This window comes from Bradyrhizobium sp. F1.13.3, from assembly GCF_040548265.1.
Classification (GTDB): domain Bacteria; phylum Pseudomonadota; class Alphaproteobacteria; order Rhizobiales; family Xanthobacteraceae; genus Bradyrhizobium.
Map to the genome: position 1 here is coordinate 311,175 of NZ_JBEPRI010000003.1, position 23,859 is coordinate 335,033.

Consider the following 23,859-nt stretch of genomic DNA (forward strand, 5'->3'; position numbering starts at 1 on the left):
TAACAGGGCTCTGAAACATGTCGATCAGCAGCATCAACTATTCCTCGTCGGTTCTCGGTTCGCAGATCCGCAACATCAATCAGCAGCTCACCGACCTGTCGACGCAGCTCTCGACCGGCAAGCTGTCGCAGAACTATTCCGGGATGGGCACCAACGAGGGCTTTGCGATCGCCGGGCGCGCGCAGCTCTCCAACATCGCCGCCTATACCGACACGATGACCAACGTCAACGTCAGCATCAACCTCGCCAATACCGCGTTGCAGTCGCTGACCACGATCCGCAACACGGTGCAGACGGGCTCGGCCAACACCGCGCAGGATCTCAACGTCAACGGCCAGACGGTTGCGCAGAACACCGCAGCCGCGCAATTCGGGTCGATGGTCGGCGTTCTCAACACGCAATCTGGCAACCGATATCTGTTCTCCGGAACCGCCTTCAACACGCCGTCCGTCGCGAATGCCGGCGACATCATCAACGGCACCACGACGCAGGCGGGCTTCAAGACCGTGATGGCGGAGCGCCAGGCCGCCGACCTCGGCGCCAACGGCATGGGCCGGTTGGTGCTGGCGACGCCACAGCCGACGCCGAGCTCGGTAATGGTCTCCGAGGACGCCGCGGCATCGCCCTTCGGCCTGAAGATCGCCGCGGTCTCCTCGACGTTGACCGGTGCGACGGTCACCGGCCCGAGCGGCTCGCCGGTGTCGTTCTCGGTCGACCTCAACGGCGTCAATCCGAACAATGGCGACAAGCTCAGCGTGCAGTTCACGCTGCCCGATGGCTCGACCGAGCAGATCGACCTGACGGCATCGACGGCGACGCCGACGCCGCTCGGCAGCTTTGCCATCGATGCAAGCGTCCCGGTCAACCCGAACAACACGGCGACGAACCTCAACAGCGCGCTGAACACCGCGATCAAGAAGCTTGCCGGCACCTCGCTGGTGGCGGCCTCCGCCATCACCGCCGGCGACAATTTCTTCAACACCGACAGCTCGGCGATCGGGGTTGCCAAGACCAGCCAGGCGTCCGTGCCGATCAGTGGCACCACCGCGCTATCCGGCACCTCGCCCTCGGACTCGATTGCGCCGGGCTTCTCCGCCGGCGACACCCTGACCGTCAACGGCACCACGATCAGCTTCGTCACTTCGGGGGCGACTGGCAACCAGCTGAATATCGGCGACAGCATCCAGGCCCTGATGAGCAAGATCGACGCCATCACGGGCACCTCGCGGCCGTCTACCATCCACGGCGGCTCGATCACGATCAACACCGACGATGCGGCGAGCCTGAACATCACGAGCTCGAATACGGGTGCTCTCGCCTCGCTCGGTTTCAGCTCGACGCCGATCACCGCCACGCAACCGCCGCTGCGCGTCGGCTCGTCGCCCGCGAGTTCGGCGACCACGCTGGTCAACGGCTCGGCCACCACCGTGAAATGGTACCTGGGCAATGACGGCCCCGGCTCGCCGCGCTCCACCGCGATGGCCCGGGTCGACGATTCCGTCACGGTGCAGTATGGCGCGCAGGCGAACGAGGACGCGATCCGCAAGGAGCTGCAGGCTGTCGCCGTGTTCGGGACGTTCTCGACCTCGCCGACCGGGCAGTATTCGGGCGGGCAGGTCGCCGCACTGAGCCTGCGGGTGACGCAGGCCCTGACGAAGCAGCCCGGACAGCAGCGCATCGAGGACATCCAGACCGACATTGCGATGGCCCAGAACACCATGAAGGGCGCAAGCTCGCGCCAGACCCAGGCCAAAGCGCAGCTCCAGACCATCATCGACCAGGCGGAATCGGCCCCACCGGACCAGGTTGCGAGCGAGATCCTGTCGCTCCAGAACGCCCTCCAGGCGTCCTACCAGGTGACATCGAACCTCTCGCAGCTCTCGCTCGTCAAGTTCCTGTAAGCCGGCGTTAAGGCGCCGTTAACCATGCCTCTTTACCTCTTGGTGAGGATTGCAGCGGGGCGGAGCTGACGATGTCGGAGAAGATGAAACTGGTGGTGGCCACGCCATGTTTCGGCGGGCAGGTGACGAGCATCTATGCGAGCTCGATCTTCGCGCTCCAGCGCGCCGTGCACGGCATGGCCAATCTCGAGCTCAAGGTGCAGCTGCGCGACGGCGATGCGCTAATCACGCGCGCACGGGCCAATCTGGCGGCGATGTTCCTGGACGATCCAGAGGCGACGCATTTCCTGTTCATCGACGCCGACATCGGCTTCAAGCCGGAGCAGGTGTTCCGGCTGATCGAGTGCGGCGCGGACGTCGTCGCCGGCTGCTATCCGATCAAGCGGATCAACTGGGACAAGGCCGCGCGCGCGATCCAGTCCGGCCGCGCCGACGTGCCGGCCGCATCGCTCGACTACGTGCTCGAGATCGAGGACCCCGACCGCATCGTGGTGGTGAACGGCTTCACCCGCGTGCGTTACGCCGGCACCGGCTTCCTGATGATCCGGCGCTCCGTGCTGGAGACGATGTGCCGTCATCCGGATTACGCGGCCTTGCAATTCTTCCGCGAACATTCGCACGATACGCTGGCGGCGAGCCTGAACCGGTTTGCCTTGTTCGAATGCATGATCGATGCGGCGACCGGCACCTATCTGTCCGAGGACTTCGCCTTCTGCAAGCGCTGGACCGACATCGGCGGCGAGATCTGGGCCGACATCGAGAGCTCGCTCGATCACGTCGGGCCGTCGGTGTTCCACGGCGACATCACCTCGCAATTCGCACCGGCGCCCGCGGCGGCGGCCGATGCGGCGTGAGCCTTTCGGGATGAGCGCCGGCGCATCCCGTCTGTCAGCCAGCGAGCGCGCGTCTGACGGCGGCTCGCGCTATCGCCTGCGCGATCTCTTCACACCGCTGGATACGCTGCTCGCCTCCGGCGGAGATCCGCGGCTGGCGCTGGATGCGAACGACCGTGTCAACGCCTATGGTTGCGCGGCTTCGCCGGAGCCGGAGCTCTGGAATTTCGCCTCCGCGACCGCGTCGACGATCTCGCAGATGGCCTACGACCGCGCCGCGCTGGCGCGCGAAGAGCTGATGCACAAATGCCTGTTCGACGAGGTCGAGATCGCCTTCGATGCCCGCTGCGAGGACATGCGCGAGGAGCTGCGCGGCCACCTTGCGCTCTCGTCGCGCATCGACGTCGTGTTCTCGCCGTCCGGCACGGACTACCAGCTTCACGCGCTGTTCGTGGCGCGCGCGGTGCTCGGTGCGTCGCCGGTGACGATCGTGGTCGGCGCCGACCAGACCGGAAGCGGGACGCCGCATACCGCACGCGGCCACCATTTCAGCACGATGACGCCAGGCGGCGTGGCCGTGCGCAAGGACGGCGCGGTGACGGGGCTCGCCGGCGACAGCATTGCGGTGCCGCTGATCGACATGGCGGCCGGCATTGCGATGCGCACCGATGCCGATGCCGCGGTGCTGCGCGCGGTCGAGACCAGCCTCACGCAAGGCCGCCGCGTTTTGTTGCAGATCATGGATTCGTCAAAACTCGGTTGGCGTGCCCCAAGCGAGGCCTGTCTCGACGAGATCGCGCGGCGCTGGCCGCGCAAGGTTCAAATCGTCGTCGATGCCTGTCAGGCGCGGCTCGGCCGCCGGCGGCTGCGCGCCTATCTCGACCGTGGTTACATGGTGCTGATGACCGGCTCGAAGTTTTTCGGCGGCCCCGCCTTCAGCGGTGCGCTGCTGCTGCCGAAAGGCCTGTCGCGCTCGATCGACCGGATTGGCGGGATCGCGCCCGGCATCTTCGACTATGCCGGCCGCTGCGACTGGCCGGTAGCGTGGACGACGCTACGCTCGCGCTTCGAGCGGCGGCCGAATTTCGGTCAATGGCTGCGCTGGGAGGCCGCGCTGGCCGAGATCGGCAGCTACTACGCCGTGCCCGGGGCTTTCCGCGCCAGGATGCTGGCCGAGCTTGCAGCCGGCATCGACAGCATGATCGCGTTGTCGCCGTCACTTCGTGCCGTTCCAGCCGCGATCGAGAAGTCAGGCGCGGACGACGAGGAATTCGCGCAAGCCACGATCTTTCCGTTCACGCTGCTGCGCGGCGGCAAGCCGGTCTCGATCGCCGAGACCAGCGCCGTGCATCGGGCGCTGGCGCGCGACATGGCCGAGGAGATCAGCGACAGCGCGGCGGATCGGCAAGTGGCCGCCCAGCGCTGTCTCGTCGGCCAGCCGGTCCGACTGGAGAGGCAGGACGGTGCGCCGCAGGTCGTGTTGCGCCTCTGCGTCGGCGCACGATTGGTGACCGAAGCCTGGTCGCCGGATCCAATGCAGGCGAAACGCAATGTGCAACACGTTCTCGATCGCATCGCCCATGTGCTGGTGAAGATCGAGCTGTTGCTTGACCGTGGCGCGGTCACGGCCGCGCCGGCAAAGTCCGCGTTCGAGGTGTGAGATGCAACATCCAGTTTCCGCGCAGAGCGGCGTGACCGCGCCGAACCATGCCGACCGCATCGGCTTTGCGCAGTTGACGCGTCGCGCCTTCGAGGGCGGCGACCTGCATCCATTGCGCGAGCGGCTGCTGGCGCGGATCGAGGAAGGGACGGCGGAGGCTGGCGAAGGCCTCGATCTCTCGCTGATTGCCCAGCTTCTCGGCGAGAAGGAGGCCGGTTTGGTGATCCAGACCGAAGTGCTCTCCTTCCACCAATTGTTTCGTACGCCTTGCGCTGCTGCAAAACCCCGGCTGCGCGTGCTCGCGCTCGCTGCCGATATCGACATGGGCGGCAACACGCCGATCGACTTCTTGCTTGAAGACTCCGACATCGAGCTGTTGACGCTCTACGTGGTCAAGGGCATCGGCCTGCCGGAGACTCTGCCCGAGCACGATGTCGCCATCGTGATTGCATCCGATTCCGAGGAGTGCCGGGACGCGCTCGCGCTGATCGAGAAGGCTGCGCCACACTGGCCGAGGCCGCTGCTCAATCGTCCCGATCTCATCGGCAATCTCGATCGCGACAAGCTGTATCGTCTGCTGGCGGGCGTACCCGGTCTCGACATTCCAGTGACCGCCCCCACGACGCGCACGCAATTGTCGGAGCTTTCGCAAGGCAAGATCGTTTGCGAGGAGATCACGGGCGAACTGCGCTTTCCGATGATCGTGAGGCCGCGCGGCACGCATGCCGGCGTCGGGCTTGCCAAGCTCGACGACGCGGCGGCGCTCCCGGCCTATCTTGCCGAGCGGCAAGAGCAGGACTTCTTCGTCGCGCGCTTCGTCGACTATGCGAGTCCCGACGGGCTCTACCGCAAATATCGTCTCGCCATGGTCGACGGCAAACCCTACGCCTGCCACATGGCGATCGCCGATCGCTGGGACATCTGGTATCTCAACGCCTTCATGGCGTTCAGCGAGGAGAAGCGGGCCGAGGAAGCCGTCTTCATGCTCGACTTCGACCAAGCGTTCGCGGCGCGCCACAAAATCGCGCTGGACGAAATGAGCAGGCGCGTCGGCCTCGATTACTTCATCGTCGATTGCGCCGAGAACCAGAACCGCGAGCTCCTGGTCTTCGAAGCCGACAACACCGCCGTCGTGCACAACATGGATCCGCCGGCCGTGTTTCCGTACAAGCCGCCGCAGATGCGCAAGATCTTTGCGGCATTCACGGCGATGCTGTCGCGGCACGCAAGAGCGGGCGAGGAGAGTGCGGCATGAACGAAATCATCCGCAACACGCAAAGCTCCATCACGCACACTTCGCTCGATCCGCAGGACTGGAGCGAGTTTCGCGCGCTCGCCCATCGCATGCTTGACGAGACGATCGACGGCATCGCCAACGTCCGTGCGCGCCCGGTGTGGCAGCCGATCCCCGACGACGTCCGCGCGGCATTCAAGGCCGACGTGCCGCGCGAGGCGAGCGATCTCGCCGACGTCTATCGCGACTTCTCCGAACATGTCGCGCCCTATGCGACCGGGAACGTCCATCCCGGTTTCATGGGCTGGGTGCATGGCGGCGGCACCGCGGTCGGCATGGTCGCGGAAATGCTCGCGGCAGGCCTCAACGCCAATCTCGGCGGCCGCGACCACATGCCGATCGAGGTCGAGCGCCAGGTCGTGGACTGGATGCGCCGCCTGTTCGCCTTCCCGGAAAGCGCGAGCGGCATCTTCGTCACTGGCACGTCGATGGCGAATCTGATGGCGGTGCTGGTGGCACGTACGAGCGCGCTCGGCACGCTGGCGCGGCAGTACGGCATCGGCAATGACGGTGCGCTTCTCACCGCCTATACATCGCAGGCCGCGCATGGCTGCGTCTCGAGGGCGATGGACATCGCCGGGCTCGGTACCGATGCGTTGCGCAAGATCGGGGTCGATGCCGATCATCGCATGGATGTTGCCGCGCTGCGTGCGCAGATCGCGATCGATCGCGAGGTCGGCGTCAAGCCGTTCCTGGTCGTCGCATCCGCTGGTACGGTCGATATCGGCGCGATCGACGATCTCAAGGCGATCGCGCAGCTGTGCCGCGAGGAAGGAATCTGGTTTCACGTCGACGGCGCCTTCGGTGCGCTCGCGATCCTGTCGCCCGAGCTTGCGCCGCTGCTCGGTGGCATCGAGCTTGCGGATTCCATTGCGCTCGATTTCCACAAATGGGGACAGGTGCCTTACGACGCCGGCTTTCTGCTGGTACGCGACGGCGAGCAGCATCGGCAAGCCTTTGCGCAGCCCGCGGCCTATCTGCGTCGCGAGGCGAGGGGGCTTGCGGCCGGCGCGATCTGGCCGTGTGATCTCGGCCCCGATCTGTCGCGCGGCTTCCGTGCGCTGAAGACGTGGTTCACGCTGAAGACGTTCGGCACCGATCGGCTTGGTGCGGTGATCGCGCGAAGCTGTGCGCTGGCGAAATATCTGGAGACGCGCGTCCTCGCCGAGCCGCGGCTGGAATTGCTGGCACCTGTCAATCTCAACATCGTCTGCTTCCGTTACCGCGCTGCCGGAGAGGTCAATCGCGAGATCGTCGTCGACATCCAGGAGTCCGGTATTGCGGCGCCATCGAGTACGACGCTGGACGGCAGGTTTGCGATCCGCGCCGCGATCGTCAATCACCGTACCAACGAGTCCGACATCGACGCGCTGGTCGCGGCCGTGCTGGAGTTCGGCGGACGACGGAGCGGGGGAGTGATCGAGGTCGAGGCGCCGCCGCTCGCGGCACAATAGCTCGATGCATGTCTGAAACGACAACGGCCCCGGACGATCCGGGGCCGTTTTCATTCGTATGGCTGGTCGTTCGTCCGGCCCGGTCGTTCGCCCGGCGTGGGCCCGCGAACGCGTGGGATCAGGCGGCGGTGCTGACGTCGTTCTGGCCCGCTTCCGTCTTGGGATGCGTGGCCTCGAACTGGCTCCGTAACTTCTCTTCATAGGCGATCAGCTTGCGGGCATCCTTCAGCGCGCGATAGAGGTCGCCGTTGAGGATGTTGTTGTTGATGCCTTCGATGATCGGCCAGGAGCTCGGCACCGCGGTGACGATGTCGCGCACCAGGTTGAAATAGGTGCCGTGCTGGGTCTGCGGATCCGGCGAGATGTACATGAGCTGGACCGCCAGATAGACGAGCTTGGCGGGCGAGTCGGCGGTCTCCGGCGTGAGGATGTCGCGCTCGCGCAGGATCGGCACGTTGTCGCCGTCGATCAGAAGGCGGGCGCGCTGGTCGGTGTTGGTTATCACGCAGTTGCCGACGATGATGCGTTCGTGCGGTCTGAGCTCGACCTTGAGGGCCATGCCTGTTCTCCATCAACGCTTTCGTAACCGAGCGTGTGTTGCGGCGGATCAGGGCGCAATACTCCATCAAGACTAGTTAACGAGTTGTAAATCCCGGTCATTGCCGCGAAAAAACTCAATTATATCAACGTCGAAATCACCCGGCGGAGCGGCGTCACGGGCCTGCATATCGGCCGAATCGCACGGCGGCTCAGCAAAAGTGCCCATTTCATTTCATGTTTCGTTAGAGGACTCCGCCCCACGGTCCGCCGGTCGCTGGGTCACTCGATCCATGCAGACGCGTAACAGTAAGCGTTGTTTACCAGAAAGGTAACACCCAATGTCCGGTATCGTTCTCTCCTCCTCGGTTCGTCAGAACCTCCTCTCCCTCCAGTCCACCGCTGATCTTCTCGCCACCACGCAGAACCGTCTGTCGACCGGCAAGAGCGTCAATTCGGCCCTGGACAATCCCACCAACTTCTTCACGGCACAGTCGCTCGACAACCGCGCCAGCGACATCAACAATCTGCTCGACGGCATCGCCAACGGCGTGCAGGTGCTGCAGGCCGCCAACACCGGCATCACCTCGCTGCAGAAGCTGATCGACTCTGCGAAGTCGATCGCCAACCAGGCGCTGCAGACCACCGTCGGCTACTCGACCAAGTCCAACGTCTCCGCCACCATCGCGGGTGCGACCGCGGCTGACCTGCGCGGCACGACGAGCTTCGCCAGCGCGACCGCAAGCAGCAACGTCGTGTTTAGCGGCGCGGCGGGCGGCACCACGGCGGCGACCGGCACCACGACCCTCGGCGCCACCATCGGCTCTTTCGCCAGCACCGGCGCGACGGCCGGCGACGGCACCACGGCCCTGACCGGCACCATCACCCTGATCGCGACCAACGGCACCACGGCAACCGGCCTGTCGGCCAACGCCCAGCCCGCCGACGGCGACACGCTGACCGTGAACGGCAAGACCATCACCTTCCGCAGCGGCTCCGCTCCGGCTTCGACCGCGGTTGCGTCCGGTTCGGGCGTCAGCGGCAATCTCGTCACCGACGGCAGCGGCAACACCACCGTCTATCTCGGCACCGCGGGCACCCCGGCTGCGAACGTCAACGATCTGTTGACCGCAATCGATCTCGCCAGCGGCGTGAAGACGGTGTCCATCACCGCGGGTGCAGCGACGTTCGCCACCAGCGCCGGCCAGACCGCCTCAACCGCTGCCGGCGGCGCCGTCACGCTGAAGAGCTCGACGGGTGCGGATCTGAGCGTCACCGGCAAGGCCGACCTGCTCAAGGCTCTCGCCCTGACGACGGCCGTGGGCGGCGGCAACGCCACCGTGAGCGTCAACCGGACCACCAGCGCCGGCTCGCTGGGTGCGACCATCGCCGACGGTTCGACGCTGAACGTCGACGGTCACGTCATCACCTTCAAGAACGCGCCGATCCCGGGCTCGACCGGTGCTCCGAGCGTTCCGAGCGGGTATGGTGCGAGCGGTAACGTCCTCACCGACGGCAATGGTAACTCGACGGTCTATCTGCAGGCCGGCACGGTCAACGACGTGCTGAAGGCGATCGACCTTGCCACCGGCGTGCAGACCGCGACGGTCAATGCCAACGGCACCGCGACGCTTGCGACTGCGACCGGCCAGACCAACTCGTCGATCAACGCCTCGGGTCAGCTCAAGCTCTCGACCGGCGTCAATGCCGACCTGTCGATCACCGGCACCGGCAATGCGCTGAATGCGCTTGGCTTCGCCGGCAATACCGGGACCTCGACCGCCTTTACCGCGGCACGTACCTCGGGCGTCGGCGGCCTCAGCGGCAAGACCTTGACCTTCTCCTCCTTCAACGGCGGCACGGCGGTCAATGTCACCTTCGGCGACGGCACCAGCGGCACGGTCAAGACGCTCGATCAGCTGAACACGAAGCTTCAGGCCAACAACCTGACGGCGACGATCGATGCCAACGGCCTGCTGACGGTTTCGACCACCAACGACTACGCGTCCTCGACCATCGGTTCGAGCGCCGCGGGTGGTGCGATCGGCGGCACGCTGACTTCGGCGCTGACGTTCTCGACGGCTTCCAGCCCCGTCCAGGACACGGTTGCCCAGACCTCGCGTTCGAACCTGGTGTCTCAGTACAACAACATCCTGAACCAGATCGACACGACCTCGCAGGACTCCTCGTTCAACGGCGTCAACCTGCTGAACGGCGACCAGCTCAAGCTGGTGTTCGACGAGACCGGCAAGTCGAACCTGAGCATCACGGGCGTGACCTACAACTCCAAGGGTCTCGGCCTTGCTGCGCTGACCAGCGGTGTCGACTTCATTGACAACTCCGCGACCAACAAGGTGCTGTCGAACCTGAACGCCGCGTCGAGCACGCTGCGCTCGGAAGCTTCGAGCCTCGGCTCGAACCTCTCGGTGGTGCAGGTGCGTCAGGACTTCAACAAGAGCCTGATCAACGTGCTGCAGACCGGTTCTTCGAACCTGACGCTGGCCGACACCAACACCGAAGCGGCCAACAGCCAGGCGCTGTCGACCCGCCAGTCCATCGCGGTCTCCGCGCTGTCGCTGGCCAACCAGTCGCAGCAGAGCGTGCTGCAGCTGCTCCGCTAACAAGCGGACGACATCGCAAGCAAGATCCGGCGGCGGGGCTCAGGCCCCGCCGCTTTCTTTTTGCGCCGGCACCAGAGTGCCGCGGCAAAGCGCAGACGATGCATCCGGATGCAGCCGATTGCTCACTCTCAGTTATGGTTGACAAGTCGCAAACGTCGCGTCGCTGCACGGAAAAGCGTCATCCAATCATGACGATATGAGCGAGCCAGATCCGGCTTCGATCGCGCACATGGTGAATCCGCGCAAGGACTGGCGCGACACGCTTCATGCTTTGTTAGCCGTCTACGTTCACCGTTCCGGACATCGATTAATCCTAATCGAAGTTTGTTGCGTTGCGTACCAGAAGGGTAACACTCAATGTCCGGTATCGTTCTCTCCTCGTCCGTTCGACAGAACCTGCTCTCTCTCCAGTCCACCGCTGATCTTCTCGCGACCACACAGAGCCGTCTGTCGACCGGCAAGAGCGTGAACTCGGCCCTGGACAATCCCACCAACTTCTTCACCGCACAGTCGCTCGACAACCGCGCCAGCGACATCAACAATCTGCTCGACGGCATCGCCAACGGCGTGCAGGTGCTGCAGGCCGCCAACACCGGTATCACCTCGCTGCAGAAGCTGATCGACTCTGCGAAGTCGATCGCCAACCAGGCGCTGCAGACCACCGTCGGCTACTCGACCAAATCCAATGTCTCCACCACGATTTCGGGTGCGACGGCGGCCGATTTGCGCGGCACGACGAGCTTCGCCAGCGCCACCGCGAGCAGCAACGTGCTGTATAACGGCACGGCCGGCGGCACCACGGCGGCGAGCGGCACCACGACCCTTGGCGCCACCATCGGCAGCTTTGCAAGCACTGGCGCAACGGCCGGCAACGGCACCACGGCGCTGTCCGGCACCATCACCCTGATCGCCACCAACGGCACGACCGCAACGGGTCTTGCCGGCAACGCCCAGCCCGCCGACGGCGACACGCTGACCGTGAACGGTAAGACCATCACTTTCCGCTCGGGTTCTGCTCCGGCTTCGACTGCGGTTCCCTCGGGTTCGGGCGTCAGCGGCAATCTCGTCACCGACGGCAGCGGCAACACCACCGTCTATCTCGGCACCGCGGGCACCCCGGCTGCGACCGTCGCCGATCTCTTGACCGCCGTCGATCTCGCCAGCGGCGTGAAGACGGTAGCCATCACTGCGGGTGCCGCAACGATCGCCACCAGCGTCGGCCAGACCGCTTCGAGCGCTACCGGCGGCGCCGTCACGCTGAAGAGCTCGACGGGTGCGGATCTGAGCGTCACCGGCAAGGCCGACCTGCTCAAGGCTCTCGCCCTGACGACGTCTGTGGGCGGCGGCAACGCCACCGTGTCCGTTGCACGGACCACGAGCGCGGGCTCGCTGGGTGCGACCATTGCGGACGGCTCGACGCTGAACGTCGACGGCCACGTCATTACCTTCAAGAACGCGCCGATCCCGGGCTCGACCGGTGCTCCGAGCGTCCCGAGCGGCTATGGCGCCTCCGGCAACGTTCTCACCGACGGCAGCGGCAACTCGACGGTCTATCTGCAGGGCGGTACGATCAACGACGTGCTGAAGGCGATCGACCTTGCCACCGGTGTTCAGACCGCGGCGATCTCCAGCGGCGCCGCGACGCTGACGACCGCGACCGGCCAGACCAACTCGTCGATCAACGCCTCGGGCCAGCTCAAGCTCTCGACCGGCGTCAACGCCGATCTGTCGGTCACCGGCACCGGCAATTCGCTGAACGTGCTCGGCCTCGCCGGCAACACCGGAACTGCGACCGCCTTTACCGCGGCACGTACCTCGGGCGTCGGCGGCCTCAGCGGCAAGACCTTGACCTTCTCCGCCTTCAGCGGCGGCACGGCGGTCAACGTCACCTTCGGCGACGGCACCAACGGCACGGTCAAGACGCTCGATCAGCTCAATAGCTCGCTTCAGGCCAACAACCTGACTGCGACGATCGACGCCAACGGCCTGCTGACGGTTTCGACCACCAACGACTACGCGTCTTCGACGATCGGGTCGAGCGCCGCGGGTGGTGCGATCGGCGGCACGCTGACCACGGCGCTGACGTTCTCGACGGCTTCCAGCCCCGTCCAGGATACGGTTGCGCAGACCTCGCGTGCCAACCTGGTCGGCCAGTACAACAACATCCTTGCGCAGATCGACTCGACCTCGCAGGACTCCTCGTTCAACGGCGTCAACCTGTTGAACGGCGACCAGCTCAAGCTGGTGTTCGACGAGACCGGCAAGTCGAACCTCAGCATCACCGGCGTGACCTACAACTCCAAGGGTCTCGGCCTCGCTGCGTTGACCGGTGGCGTCGACTTCATCGACAACTCCGCTACCAACAAGGTGCTGACCAACCTGAACTCGGCCTCGAGCACGCTGCGCTCGGAAGCCTCGAGCCTCGGCTCGAACCTGACGATCGTGCAGGTTCGTCAGGACTTCAACAAGAACCTGATCAACGTGCTGCAGACCGGTTCGTCCAACCTGACTCTGGCCGACACCAACGTCGAAGCCGCGAACAGCCAGGCGCTGTCGACCCGCCAGTCGATCGCGGTCTCCGCGCTGTCGCTGGCCAACCAGTCGCAGCAGAGCGTGCTGCAGCTGCTCCGCTAACAAGCGGAAGACATCGCAAGACGACTACGGCGGCGGGGCTTCGGCTCCGCCGCTTTTTTTCGTGCGTCAGCCGACATTCGCCGCCACGCATCGTTCTGAAAAAGTAACCAGCGGTTATGGTTAATGGAGAGTAAGCGCGGATAAATGCCAATGATTTCAGCCTGATTGCCGGCCGCGACCGCGCCTTCCGCGCGCTTATGGTGAACCCGCGCTTAATGCGGGCGCGTGTTGTTTCACCCTTTGTTAGCCATGTCGCGGCACGCTGGCCCGTCACTCGATCCGAAGCGATCGAACGAAGACGCGTAAACCAGAAGGGTAAGAGTCATGTCCGGTATTGTTCTCTCTGCGTCGGTTCGCCAGAACCTGCTGTCTCTCCAGTCCACCGCTGATCTTCTCGCCACCACACAGAACCGTCTGTCGACCGGCAAGAGCGTCAACTCGGCCCTGGACAATCCCACCAACTTCTTCACCGCACAGTCGCTCGACAACCGCGCCAGCGACATCAACAATTTGCTCGACGGCATCGCCAACGGCGTGCAGGTGCTGCAGGCCGCCAACACCGGCCTGACCTCGCTGCAGAAGCTGATCGACAGCGCCAAGTCGATCGCCAACCAGGCGCTGCAGACCACCGTCGGCTACTCGACCAAGTCCAACGTCTCGACCACGATCGCCGGTGCGACGGCGGCCGATTTGCGCGGCACGACGAGCTTCGCCAGTGCGACCGCGAGCAGCAACGTGCTGTATAACGGCACGGCCGGCGGCACCACGGCGGCGAGCGGCACCACGACCCTTGGCGCCACCATCGGCAGCTTTGCAAGCACTGGCGCAACGGCCGGCAACGGCACCACGGCGCTGGGCGGCACCATCACCCTGATCGCCACCAACGGCACGACCGCAACGGGTCTTGCCGGCAACGCCCAGCCCGCCGACGGCGACACGCTGACCGTGAACGGCAAGACCATCACGTTCCGCTCGGGCTCCGCTCCGGCCTCTACTGCGGTTGCGTCCGGCTCGGGCGTCAGCGGCAATCTCGTCACCGACGGCAGCGGCAACACCATCGTCTATCTCGGCACCGCGGGCACCCCGGCTGCGACCGTCGCCGACCTCTTGTCCGCGATCGATCTCGCCAGCGGCGTGAAGACGGTAGCCATCACTGCGGGTGCCGCAACGATCGCCACCAGCGTCGGCCAGACCGCCTCGAGCGCCGCTGCCGGCGCGGTCACGCTGAAGAGCTCGACGGGTGCGGATCTGAGCGTCACCGGCAAGGCCGACCTGCTCAAGGCTCTCGCCCTGACGACGTCTGTGGGCGGCGGCAACGCCACTGTGTCCGTTGCACGGACTACGAGCGCGGGCTCGCTGGGTGCGACGATCGCGGACGGCTCGACGCTGAACGTCGACGGCCACGTCATTACCTTCAAGAACGCGCCGATCCCGGGCTCGACCGGTGCTCCGAGCGTTCCGAGCGGCTTCGGTGCGAGCGGCAACGTCCTCACCGACGGCAACGGCAACTCGACCGTCTATCTGCAGGCAGGCACCGTCAACGACGTGCTGAAGGCGATCGACCTTGCCACCGGCGTGCAGACTGCCGCGATTGCTGCCAACGGCACGGCGACACTGAGCACCGCAACCGGCCAATCGAACTCGACGATCAATACGTCCGGCCAGCTCAAGCTCTCGACCGGGATCAATGCCGACCTCTCGATCACCGGCTCCGGCAATGCGCTGAACGTGCTCGGCCTCGCCGGCAACACCGGCAGCGCCACCGCCTTTACCGCGGCACGTACCTCGGGCGTCGGCGGCCTCAGCGGCAAGACCTTGACCTTCTCCGCCTTCAACGGCGGTACGGCGGTCAACGTCACCTTCGGCGACGGCACCAACGGAACGGTCAAGACGCTCGACCAGCTCAACACGCAGCTTCTGGCCAACAACCTGGCTGCGACGATCGACGCCAACGGCCTGCTGACCATCACGGCGTCCAACGACTACGCGTCGTCGACGCTCGGCTCGACGACCGCCGGCGGTGGCATCGGCGGCACGCTCACGTCGGCGCTGACGTTCTCGACGGCTTCCAACCCCATCCAGGATGCGGTTGCACAGACGGCCCGTGCGAACCTGGTGTCTCAGTACAACAACATCCTGAACCAGATCGACACGACCTCGCAGGACTCCTCGTTCAACGGCGTCAACCTGCTGAACGGCGATCAGCTCAAGCTGGTGTTCGACGAGACAGGCAAGTCGAGCCTCAACATCACCGGCGTGACCTACAACTCCAAGGGTCTCGGCCTCGCTGCCTTGACCGTTGGTGTCGACTTCATCGACAACGCCGCGTCCAACCGCGTGCTGACCAATCTGAACGCCGCGTCGAGCACGCTGCGCTCGGAAGCCTCAGCGCTCGGTTCGAACCTCTCGGTGGTGCAGGTGCGTCAGGACTTCAACAAGAACCTGATCAACGTGCTGCAGACCGGTTCTTCGAACCTCACGTTGTCCGATACCAACGTCGAGGCGGCCAACAGCCAGGCGCTGTCGACCCGCCAGTCCATCGCGGTTTCCGCGCTGTCGCTGGCCAACACCTCGCAGCAGAGCGTGCTCCAACTGCTCCGCTAAGTAGCTGGCATCACTGAATAAAACCAGAGCGGCGGGGTCGTTTGCCCCGCCGCTTTTTTGCGTCTGGAGGCGGGCAGGGGCGTTCACCGGCCATTAACCCTATCCCTTAAACCGGCGTTAACCATACTTTAAAGGACAGCCTCTAAGACTGGACAAAAGCCCGCTTTCAAGACCGCGCGGCCGATTCGTACCTGGTTCAAGAGGAAGACTCGCCAATGTCCAACATCGTTCTCTCGGCGTCCGTTCGCCAGAACCTGTTGTCGCTGCAGTCGACGGCCGACTTGCTGGCCACGACGCAGGAGCGGCTGTCGACCGGTAAGAAGGTCAACACGGCGCTCGACAATCCCACCAACTTCTTCACGGCCCAGGGGTTGGACAACCGGGCGAGCGACATCAGCAACCTGCTGGATGGCATCAACAACGGTGTGCAGGTGCTCCAGGCGGCCAACACCGGCGTCACCTCGCTGCAGAAGCTGATCGACAGCGCCAAGTCGATCGCCAACCAGGCGCTCCAGACCACGGTCGGCTATTCCACCAAATCGAACGTCTCCACCACGATTCCCGGTGCGACGCCCGCCGACCTCCGCGGCACGACCTCATATGCGAGCGCGACCGCCAAGAGCAACGTGCTCTATACCGGCGCAGCCGGTGGCGTCACCCCGGTCACGGGAACCGCCGCGCTCGGCGCCTCGCTCGGCTCAACCGCCGGCGCCTTTACCGGCACAGCGGCGCTCGCCGCCGACGGCACCACCGCACTGTCCGGTACCGCCACGCTGCTCGGCACGACCGCATCTACCACCTTCAGCACGGCGCCCGCGGACGGCGACACCCTCACGGTCAACGGCAAGACCATCACCTTCCGCACCGGTATCGCTCCGAGCACGCAGCCGACCGGCTGGGGCCTCGACGCTAGCGGACACATCGCCACGGACGGTAACGGCAATTCGATCGTCTATGAGGGAACGGCGGCTGCGCCCGGCGCGACCGTCAACGACGTTCTCAGCGCGATCGACCTCGCCAGCGGCGTCAAGACCGCGGCCATCAGCGCAGGCGCCGCAACCATCGCTGTCAGCGGCTCGGCCGGTCCTGTCGGAACGCTCCAGGTGGCATCGTCCATCTCGGGAGGCGGCGCGGTTACGCTGAAGAGCTCGACCGGTGCCGATTTGAGTGTGACGGGCAAGGCCGATTTCCTCAACAAGCTCGGTCTGACCCCGGCGACCGGTGCAGGCAATGCCAGCGTCACTGCGGCCCGATCGACCACCGCGGGCTCGCTCGGCTCTCTCGTTCAAGACGGCTCGACGCTGAACATCGACGGCCACACCATCACCTTCAAGAACGCCCAGACGCCCCAGTCGGCGATCAGCGTGACCTCCGGTGGCGTCAACGGCAACATCGTCACCGACGGCAACGGCAATTCGACCGTCTACATCCAGAGCGCGACGCTTACCGACCTGCTCAACTCGATCGACCTCGCCACCGGGGTCAAGACCGCCAGCATCTTCAACGGCGCGGCGACGCTGTCGACCACCGCGGGCCAGATCCCCTCGTCGGTCAACAGCAGCGGTCAGCTTGCGCTCTCCACCGGCATCAACGCCGACCTGTCGATCACCGGCACCGGGAATGCGCTCAACGCGTTCGGTCTCAGCGGCAATACGGGAACGGCGACCGCTTTCGCCGCGGCGCGCAACTCCGGTGTCGGCGGCGTCAGCGGCAAGACGCTGACTTTCACGTCCTTCAACGGCGGCACGCCGGTGAACGTCACCTTCGGCGACGGCACCAACGGCACCGTCAAGACGCTCGACCAGCTCAATGTGCAGCTTCAGGCCAACCACCTGACGGCGACGATCGATGCCAACGGCGTGCTGACGGTCACCACCGTCAATGAGTACGCATCTTCGACCCTCGGCTCGACTGCCGCCGGCGGAACGGTCGGCGGTACGATCACCGGCGTGCTGGCCTTTACCACCGCGCAGCCCCCGATTCAGGATCCTGTCGCGCAGACCGCGCGCTCCGGCCTGGTCAGCCAGTTCAACAACATCCTGGCGCAGATCGACACGACCTCGCAGGACTCGTCCTTCAACGGCGTCAACCTGCTCAACGGCGACACGCTGAAGCTGGTCTTCAACGAGAACGGCAGCTCGACGCTCGGTATCAACGGCGTGGTGTTCAACGCGGCCGGCCTCGGTCTCAGCAATCTCGTTCCGGGCACGGACTTCATCGACAACGGTGCCACCAACAAGGTGCTGGCCAGCCTGAATGCCGCCTCGAGCACGCTGCGCTCCGAGGGTTCTTCGCTCGGTTCGAATCTGTCGATCGTGCAGGTGCGTCAGGACTTCTCCAAGAACCTGATCAACGTTCTGCAGACCGGCTCGTCCAACCTGACGCTCGCCGACACCAACGAGGAAGCGGCGAACAGCCAGGCGCTCTCGACCCGCCAGTCGATCGCGGTGTCCGCGCTGTCGCTGGCCAACCAGTCGCAACAGAGCGTGCTGCAGCTGCTCCGCTAATTTCGCGGCGCAAGATCACTCATCGATTTCGCGGCGGGGCTAACGCTCCGCCGTTCATTTTAGGGAGATCGCTAAGGCAGGATTAGCTGAGATCGACGCGCACAACGCGTGACGTGTTTACAGCGTGCACATGCGCGTCTAGCTTCACGATGACGAAGAACTCCGAGACCCGTAATAATCCGGAGTGCTTCCAAGCACACATGTAAGCAAATCTTAAGCGGTGCTGCCTAGGGTCGGGAAAGAAATCCTTAAGCGCGTTCAACGGGCTAGGTAACCTCCAGGGTGTGATTGATGTCGAATTCCGCTGCCTCGGCCTACGCACGTGTTGCAACGACCACCGCATCTCCTCGCGACATCGAAGCGCAGACCCTGCTCAAGGCAGCGAACAAGCTTCAGGATGCGATCAACAGCGCCGAGCCGTTCAGTGAGCAGACCACGCAGGCCCTGATGTTCAATCGCAAGCTCTGGACGATTTTCCTGAGCGAGGCCATGCGCGAGAACAATCCGCAGCCGATCGACGTCCGGCAGAAGATCGCCAACATCAGCGTGTTCGTGCTGAGTCAGACCGCCGCGCTGCAGATGAGCCCGCAGTTCGATCACTTCCGTCCGCTGATCGAGATCAACCGCAATATCGCCGCTGGTCTGTCCGGCCGTCCATGATCGAGCACGGCTCGTTCCGCTTCGGCAACACCAAGTTCATGCTGACGGATAGCGGCAAGGCGCAGATCAAGAACGTCGTCACCGATCCCGCGACCGGTTCGAGCGATCTCGATGTTGCCGTTGCGACGCTCGACGCCTGATCGTCAGGCGCTGCGGTCGGTACTTGCCGGACGCGAGGGCTCGGATTTCAAATCTTGCGCATGGAAATAGGCCCGCCGGCGTAGCATTGCTTCGTCGGGGAACTGGTTGACCACCGCGTCGGTCCTGTCGTTGACGACCTGGAAGACGAACGACGCCGCCGCCTGGTCGAACACGACTTGGCGTGAGACGTTCTCGTTGCTTCGCAAATCGTTACGTGCAGGCGCGCTCGCATCGCCGGCGGCCACTGTCTGGCTGACGGGCAGATCGGTTTGCACGGCCTCGTTCGCCGCCGCATTCGACGTCGTTACGATCTGCACGGCGGCCGGTATCCCCACCGGCCTGATGCTGAAATCTGTACTCATGGCAGCCTCCTGGTTGCCTCACGTGAGTCAAATCCCAACCCCTCTCAATACGCAACCATGGAACACCGGGATTGAACATCCGGTAAGGAAACGTGCCTAACCGCGCGACGATGTTGCCGCGCGGCTTTTCGTAAAATTGTCGCTTGTTGTTGCGCGCGCTCAGAGCGAGCGGCTGACCGCGAGCGGCGTGATGTGGCGCGGGCCCGGCGCGGCGCGTCGTCCCGCGGCCGTATAGGTATTCGGCACGTTGCGCTTCTGGATCTCGGCGTTGACGCCGCGCACGACGCTCTCCGAGACCGCGTGAGCGGTTGCGAGCACGGTGAGATTGACCTGGAGCATCGCGCGGAATGCATCGTGGTGCCGATGCAGCGTCGAGAGCAGCTCGGGCGCGGATTTGGCGAGCTGGGCCTGGTTCGCCTTCAACTGGGTGACGGCGCCGACATAGTTTCGCGACAGCTCCTGCTTCTTGCTCTCGAGCGTCATTGCCTCGCGGGCCTGGCCGGCGCGCACGAGCTCGGTCTCGCGCTCGATCAGGCCGAGCAGGGCACTCATCGCATCCATCAACTGCTCGGCGATCTTGCGTGCCTCGGCGCTGCCGGGTGCGGTGTTCGGGCGCTGCGCTTGCACCGGCTGACGCGAGGCGTTGAAGTGGTTCATCTCGTTTGACCTTATGCCGTGCGGATCGTTTTTGCCTGCTGCATGATCAGGGTGCGATAGACGTCGGTGGCGATGCCGACGCCGCCGGAGTTGGCGAAGTTCTTGGAATATTGCTCGGTCAGCATCGAGCGCCACACGCCGGTGCCCGGTGTGTCGCCGAACGGGCCTTCGCCCTTCAGGCCCGAGGTCATCTGCGAGAACATGCTGTTGAGGAACATCGCCTCGAAGTCGGTGGCGATCTTCTGCGCCTTGGCCTGCTGCTTCGGCGAGACCTTCTGCAGTGCCGCCGCGAGATCGAAGTCCGGCCGCCCGTTGCGGCTCTCCACCGAGAAGGCGGAGCTGGCGACCCGTGCGGTGTTGACCATGCCGGTCTGCATCACATCACCTCGATGTCGGCTTCGATCGCGCCGGCGGCCTTGATCGCCTGGAGGATGCTGATCATGTCGCGCGGGCCGATGCCGAGGCCGTTGAGACCGTCCACGAGCTGCTGCAGCGAGATGCCGTCCTTGACGACGGCCAGCTTCTTGCCGTCCTCGGTGACGGTGACGCTGCTGCGCGGCGCGACCACGGTGCGCCCCCGCGACAGCGGGTTGGGCTGGCTCACCTGCGGGCTCTCGGAGATCGTGACGGTGAGGTTGCCCTGTGCGACCGCAACGGTGGCGACGCGGACGTCGCGGCCCATCACGATGATGCCACTGCGTTCGTCGATGATGATCTTGGCGGCGAGATCCGGGTCGACCTGGAGCTGCTCGATTTCGGTGAGAAAGGCGACGACGTTACCCTTGAACTCCGGCGGGATCGCAAGCTGCACGGTCGATGGGTCGATCGGCTCGGCGGTCTTGACGCCGAGATAGTCGTTGATCGCGGCGGCGATCCGCTTGGCCGTGGTGAAGTCGGCATTGCGCAGCGCAAGGCGGACGTTCGGCAGGCGATTGAGCGCGAACTCGATCTCGCGCTCGATGATGGCACCGTTGACGATGCGCCCGACGGTCGGAACGCCACGCACGATTTTCGCCGCCTCGCCCTCGGCCTGGAAGCCGGAGATCGCGAGCGAGCCCTGTGCGACCGAGTAGACGTTGCCGTCGGCGCCGAGGAGGGGGGTGACGAGCAGGGTGCCGCCCTGGAGATTCTTGGCGTCGCCGAGCGCGGAGACGGTGACGTCCATGCGCGTGCCCTGGGTGGCGAAGGCCGGCAGATTGCCTGTCACCATCACCGCGGCGACGTTGCCGGTGCGGATGGTGGCGCCGCGGATGTTGACGCCCATGCGCTCGAGCATCGCTTGCAGCGACTGCTTGGTGAAGGGGATGTTGTTGAGGGTGTCGCCGGTGCCGTTGAGGCCGACGACGAGGCCGTAGCCGATGAGCTGGTTCTGCCGCACGCCTTCGATGTTGGCGAGATCCTTGATGCGCGATGTCGCGCTTGCAGAATTGACCGGGAGCACCAGCGCTGACAGCGCGGCGCAGGCCACTCCCACAAGTCTCACCCAACGAACGCTTGGCATCCTCTGCTCCCCGAGGCTCCTCAAATCGAAGGACCATCACGACACTCCCATGACGAGCTGGTCCGACGCTGTCCTTGCGAGCGCTGTGCCAAGTCGGGGCAGCGGGGGTAGGTAGCTGAATAGGTTGAATAAATCTGTTTCGAGCGATCTCAGCCTGTGTTGTCCCTGAGGAGCGAAACTGCCGCCTGTCGGCAGATTTTGCCGGGCTGTTTACGGGGCGTTAACCATAAAACGGCGAATGTGGCGCATCGATCACCCGGATTGCTTCCGATGCGCATCTACGGACCGAACGGCACCACGCTTGGAACGCCGGCCAGCCAGGCCAGGCGGACGAGCTCCGGCACCTTCGTGCTGCCCGACACTTCGTCGGCGCCGGAGACGCGGGGCGCCGCCGCACCGAAGGCCACCGCCAACATCGACGGGCTGCTCGCGCTGCAAGGCATCGAGGAGGATCCCGTCGAGCGTCGCAAGCGCTCGGTCGTGCGCGGAAAGACCGCGCTTGACGTGCTCGACGATCTCAAGATGGGACTTCTCTCCGGCAAGCTCGACGCCTCGACCGTGATGCGGCTGCGTGACGCTGCGGCGAACCTGAAATCGTCCTCCGGCGATTCCGGCCTGGATTCGGTGCTGTCCGAGATCGAGCTGCGCGTCGAGGTCGAGCTCGCCAAGGCCGGGCAGGCGTAGCGTCTTAAGCCGCTTCATCCTTCAACTGCGCGTCGTAGCGGCGCTGGGCGGCGAGCACGTCCTTCAGATTCTGCTCGGCCCAATCGCGCAGGGGATCGACGGCGGCGGCGAGCGTCACGCCGAGCTGCGTGATCGAGTATTCCACGGTCACCGGCACGGTTGCGATGGCGTGACGCTTGAGCAATCCATCGCGCTCGAGCGACTTGAGAACCTGGCTCAGCATCTTCTGCGAAATGCCTTCGATCGTCCGGCGCAACTGATTGAAGCGCATCGGCTCCTCGCGCAGCAGCAGCAGAATCAGCACCGCCCATTTGTCGCCGACGCGGTCGAGGATCTGTCGCGTGGGGCAGTTCGCTGCATAGACGTCTGGCTTCATCGTCGGGTCCTCACGATCCATTCCGCCCATTTGCCGGCGCCGCCGGTTACTCCTGTGTAATCAGGTAAGCACAAAGTGCTCTCTTAACACCAGCGCTCTTTGCGATATCTAGTTACCGATAGTTACCAACAAAGCAAAGGAGCCTTCCATGAAAATCACAGTTGCCGGCGCCTCGGGCCGGGCCGGGTCGGAGATCACCAAGGAACTGTCCCGCCGCGGCCACACGGTTACTGCCATCGCCCGCAACCCCGAGAAGATCGCGGCCCTGCCGAACGTCATCCCCACCAAGGGGGACGTGCTCGACCAGTCAGGCCTTACCAAGCTGTGGGCCGGGCACGACGTCGCCGTGAGTTCCGTGCACTTCCTGGCCAGCGACGCGCTCAAGCTGATCGGCGCGGCCAAGGACTCGAAGGTCGGTCGTTACCTCGTCGTCGGCGGCGCCGGCAGCCTGGAGGTCGCTCCGGGCGTCAAACTGGTGACAACTCCCGGCTTTCCGGCTCAGTACAAGGCTGAGGCGGAGGCAGGTTCGGCCTTTCTCGACCTGCTGCGGCAGGAAAAGGAGCTGAATTGGACCTTCATCTCGCCGTCCGCCCTCTTTATCGAGGGGGAGCGCGCTGGCAAGTTCCGGCTTGGGACGGATCAGCTTCTCGCAGATGCGAACGGCAAAAGCTGGATCACCTTCGCGGATTACGCCATCGCGCTCGCCGACGAGATCGAGCGGCCCGCCCATGAGAGGCAACGTTTCACGGTCGGCTACTAGGCCTACGGCCGCTCCCGGGCCCTTCAGGATAAACCTTTCCTGTGCAAGGGCTTGGGGGCGCCGGTCGGACGATCAGGGAAACATTGTCTGTCACAGGAGGCCGCTATATAACGCCCCGCTCAGCGGACCCCGTTCCGCGTACGAGTCGTTGCTTAGACAGATAGGCCGCCCTTGGAAAAGTTGAAAAACTACCGACCGACCGAAAAAGAGCCTTTCATGAACGACAGGCAGAAGGAGTACTTCCGCTTGAAGCTCCTCGCCTGGAAGGATGAGATCCTCAAAGAGTCCAAGCTCACCCTGCAAGCCCTGCAGGAGGAGAACGTGAACCACCCCGATCTCGCCGATCGGGCATCGTCCGAAACCGACCGCGCCATCGAACTCCGTGCCCGCGACCGCCAGCGCAAGTTGATCGCCAAGATCGACGCCGCGCTCCAGCGTATCGAGGACAACACCTACGGCTATTGCGAGGACACCGGCGAGCCGATCTCGTTGAAGCGGCTCGAGGCTCGTCCCATCGCGACGCTCTCGGTGGAGGCGCAGGAGCGCCACGAGAAACGCGAGAAGGTCTATCGCGACGAATAGAGTCCGAGCCGCAGCGATGCGGCTCTTCGTTTTTTGATATGCCGCCACCGAAAGAACGAGTCGGTAGCGCAATAAGAACGAGTCGGTTGGT

The 23,859-nt window shown here is 64.6% G+C and carries 20 protein-coding genes; 14 read left to right on the forward strand and 6 right to left on the reverse strand.

Features of this window, described 5'->3' with window-relative positions; translation table 11 throughout:
- Positions 1 to 17: 17 nt before the first annotated feature.
- From ABIB66_RS11080 to ABIB66_RS11100, 5 genes are all read left to right on the forward strand, one after another.
- Entirely contained in the window at positions 18 to 1,901 is a 1,884-nt protein-coding gene (locus ABIB66_RS11080; protein WP_354208406.1) for a flagellar protein, read from the forward strand.
- A 71-nt stretch (positions 1,902 to 1,972) separates the two neighbouring features.
- Positions 1,973 to 2,755 (forward strand): hypothetical protein, encoded by a 783-nt coding sequence (locus ABIB66_RS11085; protein ID WP_354058096.1) that lies wholly within the window; start codon positions 1,973 to 1,975, stop codon positions 2,753 to 2,755.
- The gene (locus ABIB66_RS11090) at positions 2,745 to 4,394 is read left to right on the forward strand and encodes a hypothetical protein (RefSeq protein WP_354254841.1); all 1,650 of its coding nucleotides are present in this window, start codon (positions 2,745 to 2,747) and stop codon (positions 4,392 to 4,394) included. The genes ABIB66_RS11085 and ABIB66_RS11090 overlap by 11 nt, the downstream gene beginning before the upstream one ends.
- A gap of 1 nt (position 4,395) precedes the next feature.
- On the forward strand, positions 4,396 to 5,649 hold the full coding sequence (locus ABIB66_RS11095; protein ID WP_354208409.1) for an ATP-grasp domain-containing protein: 1,254 nt from the start codon (positions 4,396 to 4,398) through the stop codon (positions 5,647 to 5,649).
- Positions 5,646 to 7,142 (forward strand): pyridoxal phosphate-dependent decarboxylase family protein, encoded by a 1,497-nt coding sequence (locus ABIB66_RS11100; RefSeq protein WP_354208410.1) that lies wholly within the window; start codon positions 5,646 to 5,648, stop codon positions 7,140 to 7,142. The genes ABIB66_RS11095 and ABIB66_RS11100 overlap by 4 nt, the downstream gene beginning before the upstream one ends.
- 118 nt (positions 7,143 to 7,260) lie before the next feature.
- On the opposite strand, the gene flbT is transcribed toward ABIB66_RS11100, so the two are convergent.
- Positions 7,261 to 7,701: a flagellar biosynthesis repressor FlbT gene (flbT, locus tag ABIB66_RS11105; protein WP_354208411.1), complete on the reverse strand. Its 441-nt coding sequence runs from the start codon at positions 7,699 to 7,701 to the stop codon at positions 7,261 to 7,263.
- Between the two features lie 319 nt (positions 7,702 to 8,020).
- On the opposite strand from flbT, the gene ABIB66_RS11110 reads away from it, so the two are divergent.
- The 6 genes from ABIB66_RS11110 (at position 8,021) to ABIB66_RS11135 (ending at position 18,845) form a co-directional block, all read left to right on the forward strand.
- Positions 8,021 to 10,300: a DUF1522 domain-containing protein gene (locus ABIB66_RS11110; RefSeq protein WP_354058104.1), complete on the forward strand. Its 2,280-nt coding sequence runs from the start codon at positions 8,021 to 8,023 to the stop codon at positions 10,298 to 10,300.
- Between the two features lie 357 nt (positions 10,301 to 10,657).
- On the forward strand, positions 10,658 to 12,934 hold the full coding sequence (locus tag ABIB66_RS11115) for a DUF1522 domain-containing protein (RefSeq protein ID WP_354208412.1): 2,277 nt from the start codon (positions 10,658 to 10,660) through the stop codon (positions 12,932 to 12,934).
- Positions 12,935 to 13,258: 324 nt separating this feature from the next.
- Entirely contained in the window at positions 13,259 to 15,538 is a 2,280-nt protein-coding gene (locus ABIB66_RS11120; RefSeq protein ID WP_354058108.1) for a DUF1522 domain-containing protein, read from the forward strand.
- 215 nt (positions 15,539 to 15,753) lie between these two features.
- Positions 15,754 to 18,045 carry a DUF1522 domain-containing protein gene (locus tag ABIB66_RS11125; RefSeq protein ID WP_354254842.1) on the forward strand — a complete coding sequence of 764 codons (2,292 nt, stop codon included), beginning with the start codon at positions 15,754 to 15,756 and terminating at the stop codon, positions 18,043 to 18,045.
- Between the two features lie 291 nt (positions 18,046 to 18,336).
- Entirely contained in the window at positions 18,337 to 18,705 is a 369-nt protein-coding gene (gene flaF / locus ABIB66_RS11130) for a flagellar biosynthesis regulator FlaF (protein WP_007612319.1), read from the forward strand.
- Positions 18,702 to 18,845, forward strand: coding sequence for a hypothetical protein (locus ABIB66_RS11135; RefSeq protein ID WP_275169992.1), 144 nt, complete (start codon positions 18,702 to 18,704; stop codon positions 18,843 to 18,845). The genes flaF and ABIB66_RS11135 overlap by 4 nt, the downstream gene beginning before the upstream one ends.
- 3 nt (positions 18,846 to 18,848) lie before the next feature.
- Here ABIB66_RS11135 and ABIB66_RS11140 read toward each other — a convergent pair whose 3' ends face one another.
- From ABIB66_RS11140 to ABIB66_RS11155, 4 genes are all read right to left on the reverse strand, one after another.
- Positions 18,849 to 19,208: a hypothetical protein gene (locus tag ABIB66_RS11140; RefSeq protein ID WP_354058113.1), complete on the reverse strand. Its 360-nt coding sequence runs from the start codon at positions 19,206 to 19,208 to the stop codon at positions 18,849 to 18,851.
- A gap of 159 nt (positions 19,209 to 19,367) precedes the next feature.
- Positions 19,368 to 19,865: a hypothetical protein gene (locus ABIB66_RS11145; protein ID WP_354208413.1), complete on the reverse strand. Its 498-nt coding sequence runs from the start codon at positions 19,863 to 19,865 to the stop codon at positions 19,368 to 19,370.
- A gap of 11 nt (positions 19,866 to 19,876) precedes the next feature.
- On the reverse strand, positions 19,877 to 20,242 hold the full coding sequence (gene flgJ, locus ABIB66_RS11150) for a flagellar assembly peptidoglycan hydrolase FlgJ (RefSeq protein ID WP_354208414.1): 366 nt from the start codon (positions 20,240 to 20,242) through the stop codon (positions 19,877 to 19,879).
- On the reverse strand, positions 20,242 to 21,366 hold the full coding sequence (locus ABIB66_RS11155) for a flagellar basal body P-ring protein FlgI (RefSeq protein ID WP_354208415.1): 1,125 nt from the start codon (positions 21,364 to 21,366) through the stop codon (positions 20,242 to 20,244). Before ABIB66_RS11155 ends, flgJ begins: the two co-directional genes overlap by 1 nt.
- A gap of 270 nt (positions 21,367 to 21,636) precedes the next feature.
- Here ABIB66_RS11155 and ABIB66_RS11160 point away from each other — a divergent pair, with 270 nt between their 5' ends.
- Positions 21,637 to 22,050 (forward strand): flagellar assembly protein FliX, encoded by a 414-nt coding sequence (locus ABIB66_RS11160; RefSeq protein ID WP_354208416.1) that lies wholly within the window; start codon positions 21,637 to 21,639, stop codon positions 22,048 to 22,050.
- A 4-nt stretch (positions 22,051 to 22,054) separates the two neighbouring features.
- Here the strand turns inward: ABIB66_RS11160 and ABIB66_RS11165 are convergent, their stop codons facing one another.
- A complete protein-coding gene (locus ABIB66_RS11165; protein WP_275169997.1) occupies positions 22,055 to 22,426 on the reverse strand; it encodes a winged helix-turn-helix transcriptional regulator in 372 nt (123 codons plus the stop codon).
- Positions 22,427 to 22,574: 148 nt separating this feature from the next.
- On the opposite strand from ABIB66_RS11165, the gene ABIB66_RS11170 reads away from it, so the two are divergent.
- Both ABIB66_RS11170 and dksA read left to right on the forward strand, forming a co-directional pair.
- Positions 22,575 to 23,186 (forward strand): NAD(P)-dependent oxidoreductase, encoded by a 612-nt coding sequence (locus tag ABIB66_RS11170; RefSeq protein ID WP_354208417.1) that lies wholly within the window; start codon positions 22,575 to 22,577, stop codon positions 23,184 to 23,186.
- A gap of 216 nt (positions 23,187 to 23,402) precedes the next feature.
- Positions 23,403 to 23,768, forward strand: a complete 366-nt coding sequence (gene dksA / locus ABIB66_RS11175; RefSeq protein WP_008554760.1) for an RNA polymerase-binding protein DksA — start codon at positions 23,403 to 23,405, stop codon at positions 23,766 to 23,768.
- The last annotated feature ends 91 nt before the right edge of the window (positions 23,769 to 23,859 follow it).

Coding starts and splice junctions, on each gene's coding strand:
- ABIB66_RS11080 (WP_354208406.1), top strand. CDS start 18: ATGTCGATCAGCAGCATCAACTATTCCTCGTCGGTTCTCGGTTCGCAG.
- ABIB66_RS11085 (WP_354058096.1), top strand. CDS start 1,973: ATGTCGGAGAAGATGAAACTGGTGGTGGCCACGCCATGTTTCGGCGGG.
- ABIB66_RS11090 (WP_354254841.1), top strand. CDS start 2,745: ATGCGGCGTGAGCCTTTCGGGATGAGCGCCGGCGCATCCCGTCTGTCA.
- ABIB66_RS11095 (WP_354208409.1), top strand. CDS start 4,396: ATGCAACATCCAGTTTCCGCGCAGAGCGGCGTGACCGCGCCGAACCAT.
- ABIB66_RS11100 (WP_354208410.1), top strand. CDS start 5,646: ATGAACGAAATCATCCGCAACACGCAAAGCTCCATCACGCACACTTCG.
- flbT (WP_354208411.1), bottom strand. CDS start 7,701: ATGGCCCTCAAGGTCGAGCTCAGACCGCACGAACGCATCATCGTCGGC.
- ABIB66_RS11110 (WP_354058104.1), top strand. CDS start 8,021: ATGTCCGGTATCGTTCTCTCCTCCTCGGTTCGTCAGAACCTCCTCTCC.
- ABIB66_RS11115 (WP_354208412.1), top strand. CDS start 10,658: ATGTCCGGTATCGTTCTCTCCTCGTCCGTTCGACAGAACCTGCTCTCT.
- ABIB66_RS11120 (WP_354058108.1), top strand. CDS start 13,259: ATGTCCGGTATTGTTCTCTCTGCGTCGGTTCGCCAGAACCTGCTGTCT.
- ABIB66_RS11125 (WP_354254842.1), top strand. CDS start 15,754: ATGTCCAACATCGTTCTCTCGGCGTCCGTTCGCCAGAACCTGTTGTCG.
- flaF (WP_007612319.1), top strand. CDS start 18,337: ATGTCGAATTCCGCTGCCTCGGCCTACGCACGTGTTGCAACGACCACC.
- ABIB66_RS11135 (WP_275169992.1), top strand. CDS start 18,702: ATGATCGAGCACGGCTCGTTCCGCTTCGGCAACACCAAGTTCATGCTG.
- ABIB66_RS11140 (WP_354058113.1), bottom strand. CDS start 19,208: ATGAGTACAGATTTCAGCATCAGGCCGGTGGGGATACCGGCCGCCGTG.
- ABIB66_RS11145 (WP_354208413.1), bottom strand. CDS start 19,865: ATGAACCACTTCAACGCCTCGCGTCAGCCGGTGCAAGCGCAGCGCCCG.
- flgJ (WP_354208414.1), bottom strand. CDS start 20,242: ATGCAGACCGGCATGGTCAACACCGCACGGGTCGCCAGCTCCGCCTTC.
- ABIB66_RS11155 (WP_354208415.1), bottom strand. CDS start 21,366: ATGCCAAGCGTTCGTTGGGTGAGACTTGTGGGAGTGGCCTGCGCCGCG.
- ABIB66_RS11160 (WP_354208416.1), top strand. CDS start 21,637: ATGCGCATCTACGGACCGAACGGCACCACGCTTGGAACGCCGGCCAGC.
- ABIB66_RS11165 (WP_275169997.1), bottom strand. CDS start 22,426: ATGAAGCCAGACGTCTATGCAGCGAACTGCCCCACGCGACAGATCCTC.
- ABIB66_RS11170 (WP_354208417.1), top strand. CDS start 22,575: ATGAAAATCACAGTTGCCGGCGCCTCGGGCCGGGCCGGGTCGGAGATC.
- dksA (WP_008554760.1), top strand. CDS start 23,403: ATGAACGACAGGCAGAAGGAGTACTTCCGCTTGAAGCTCCTCGCCTGG.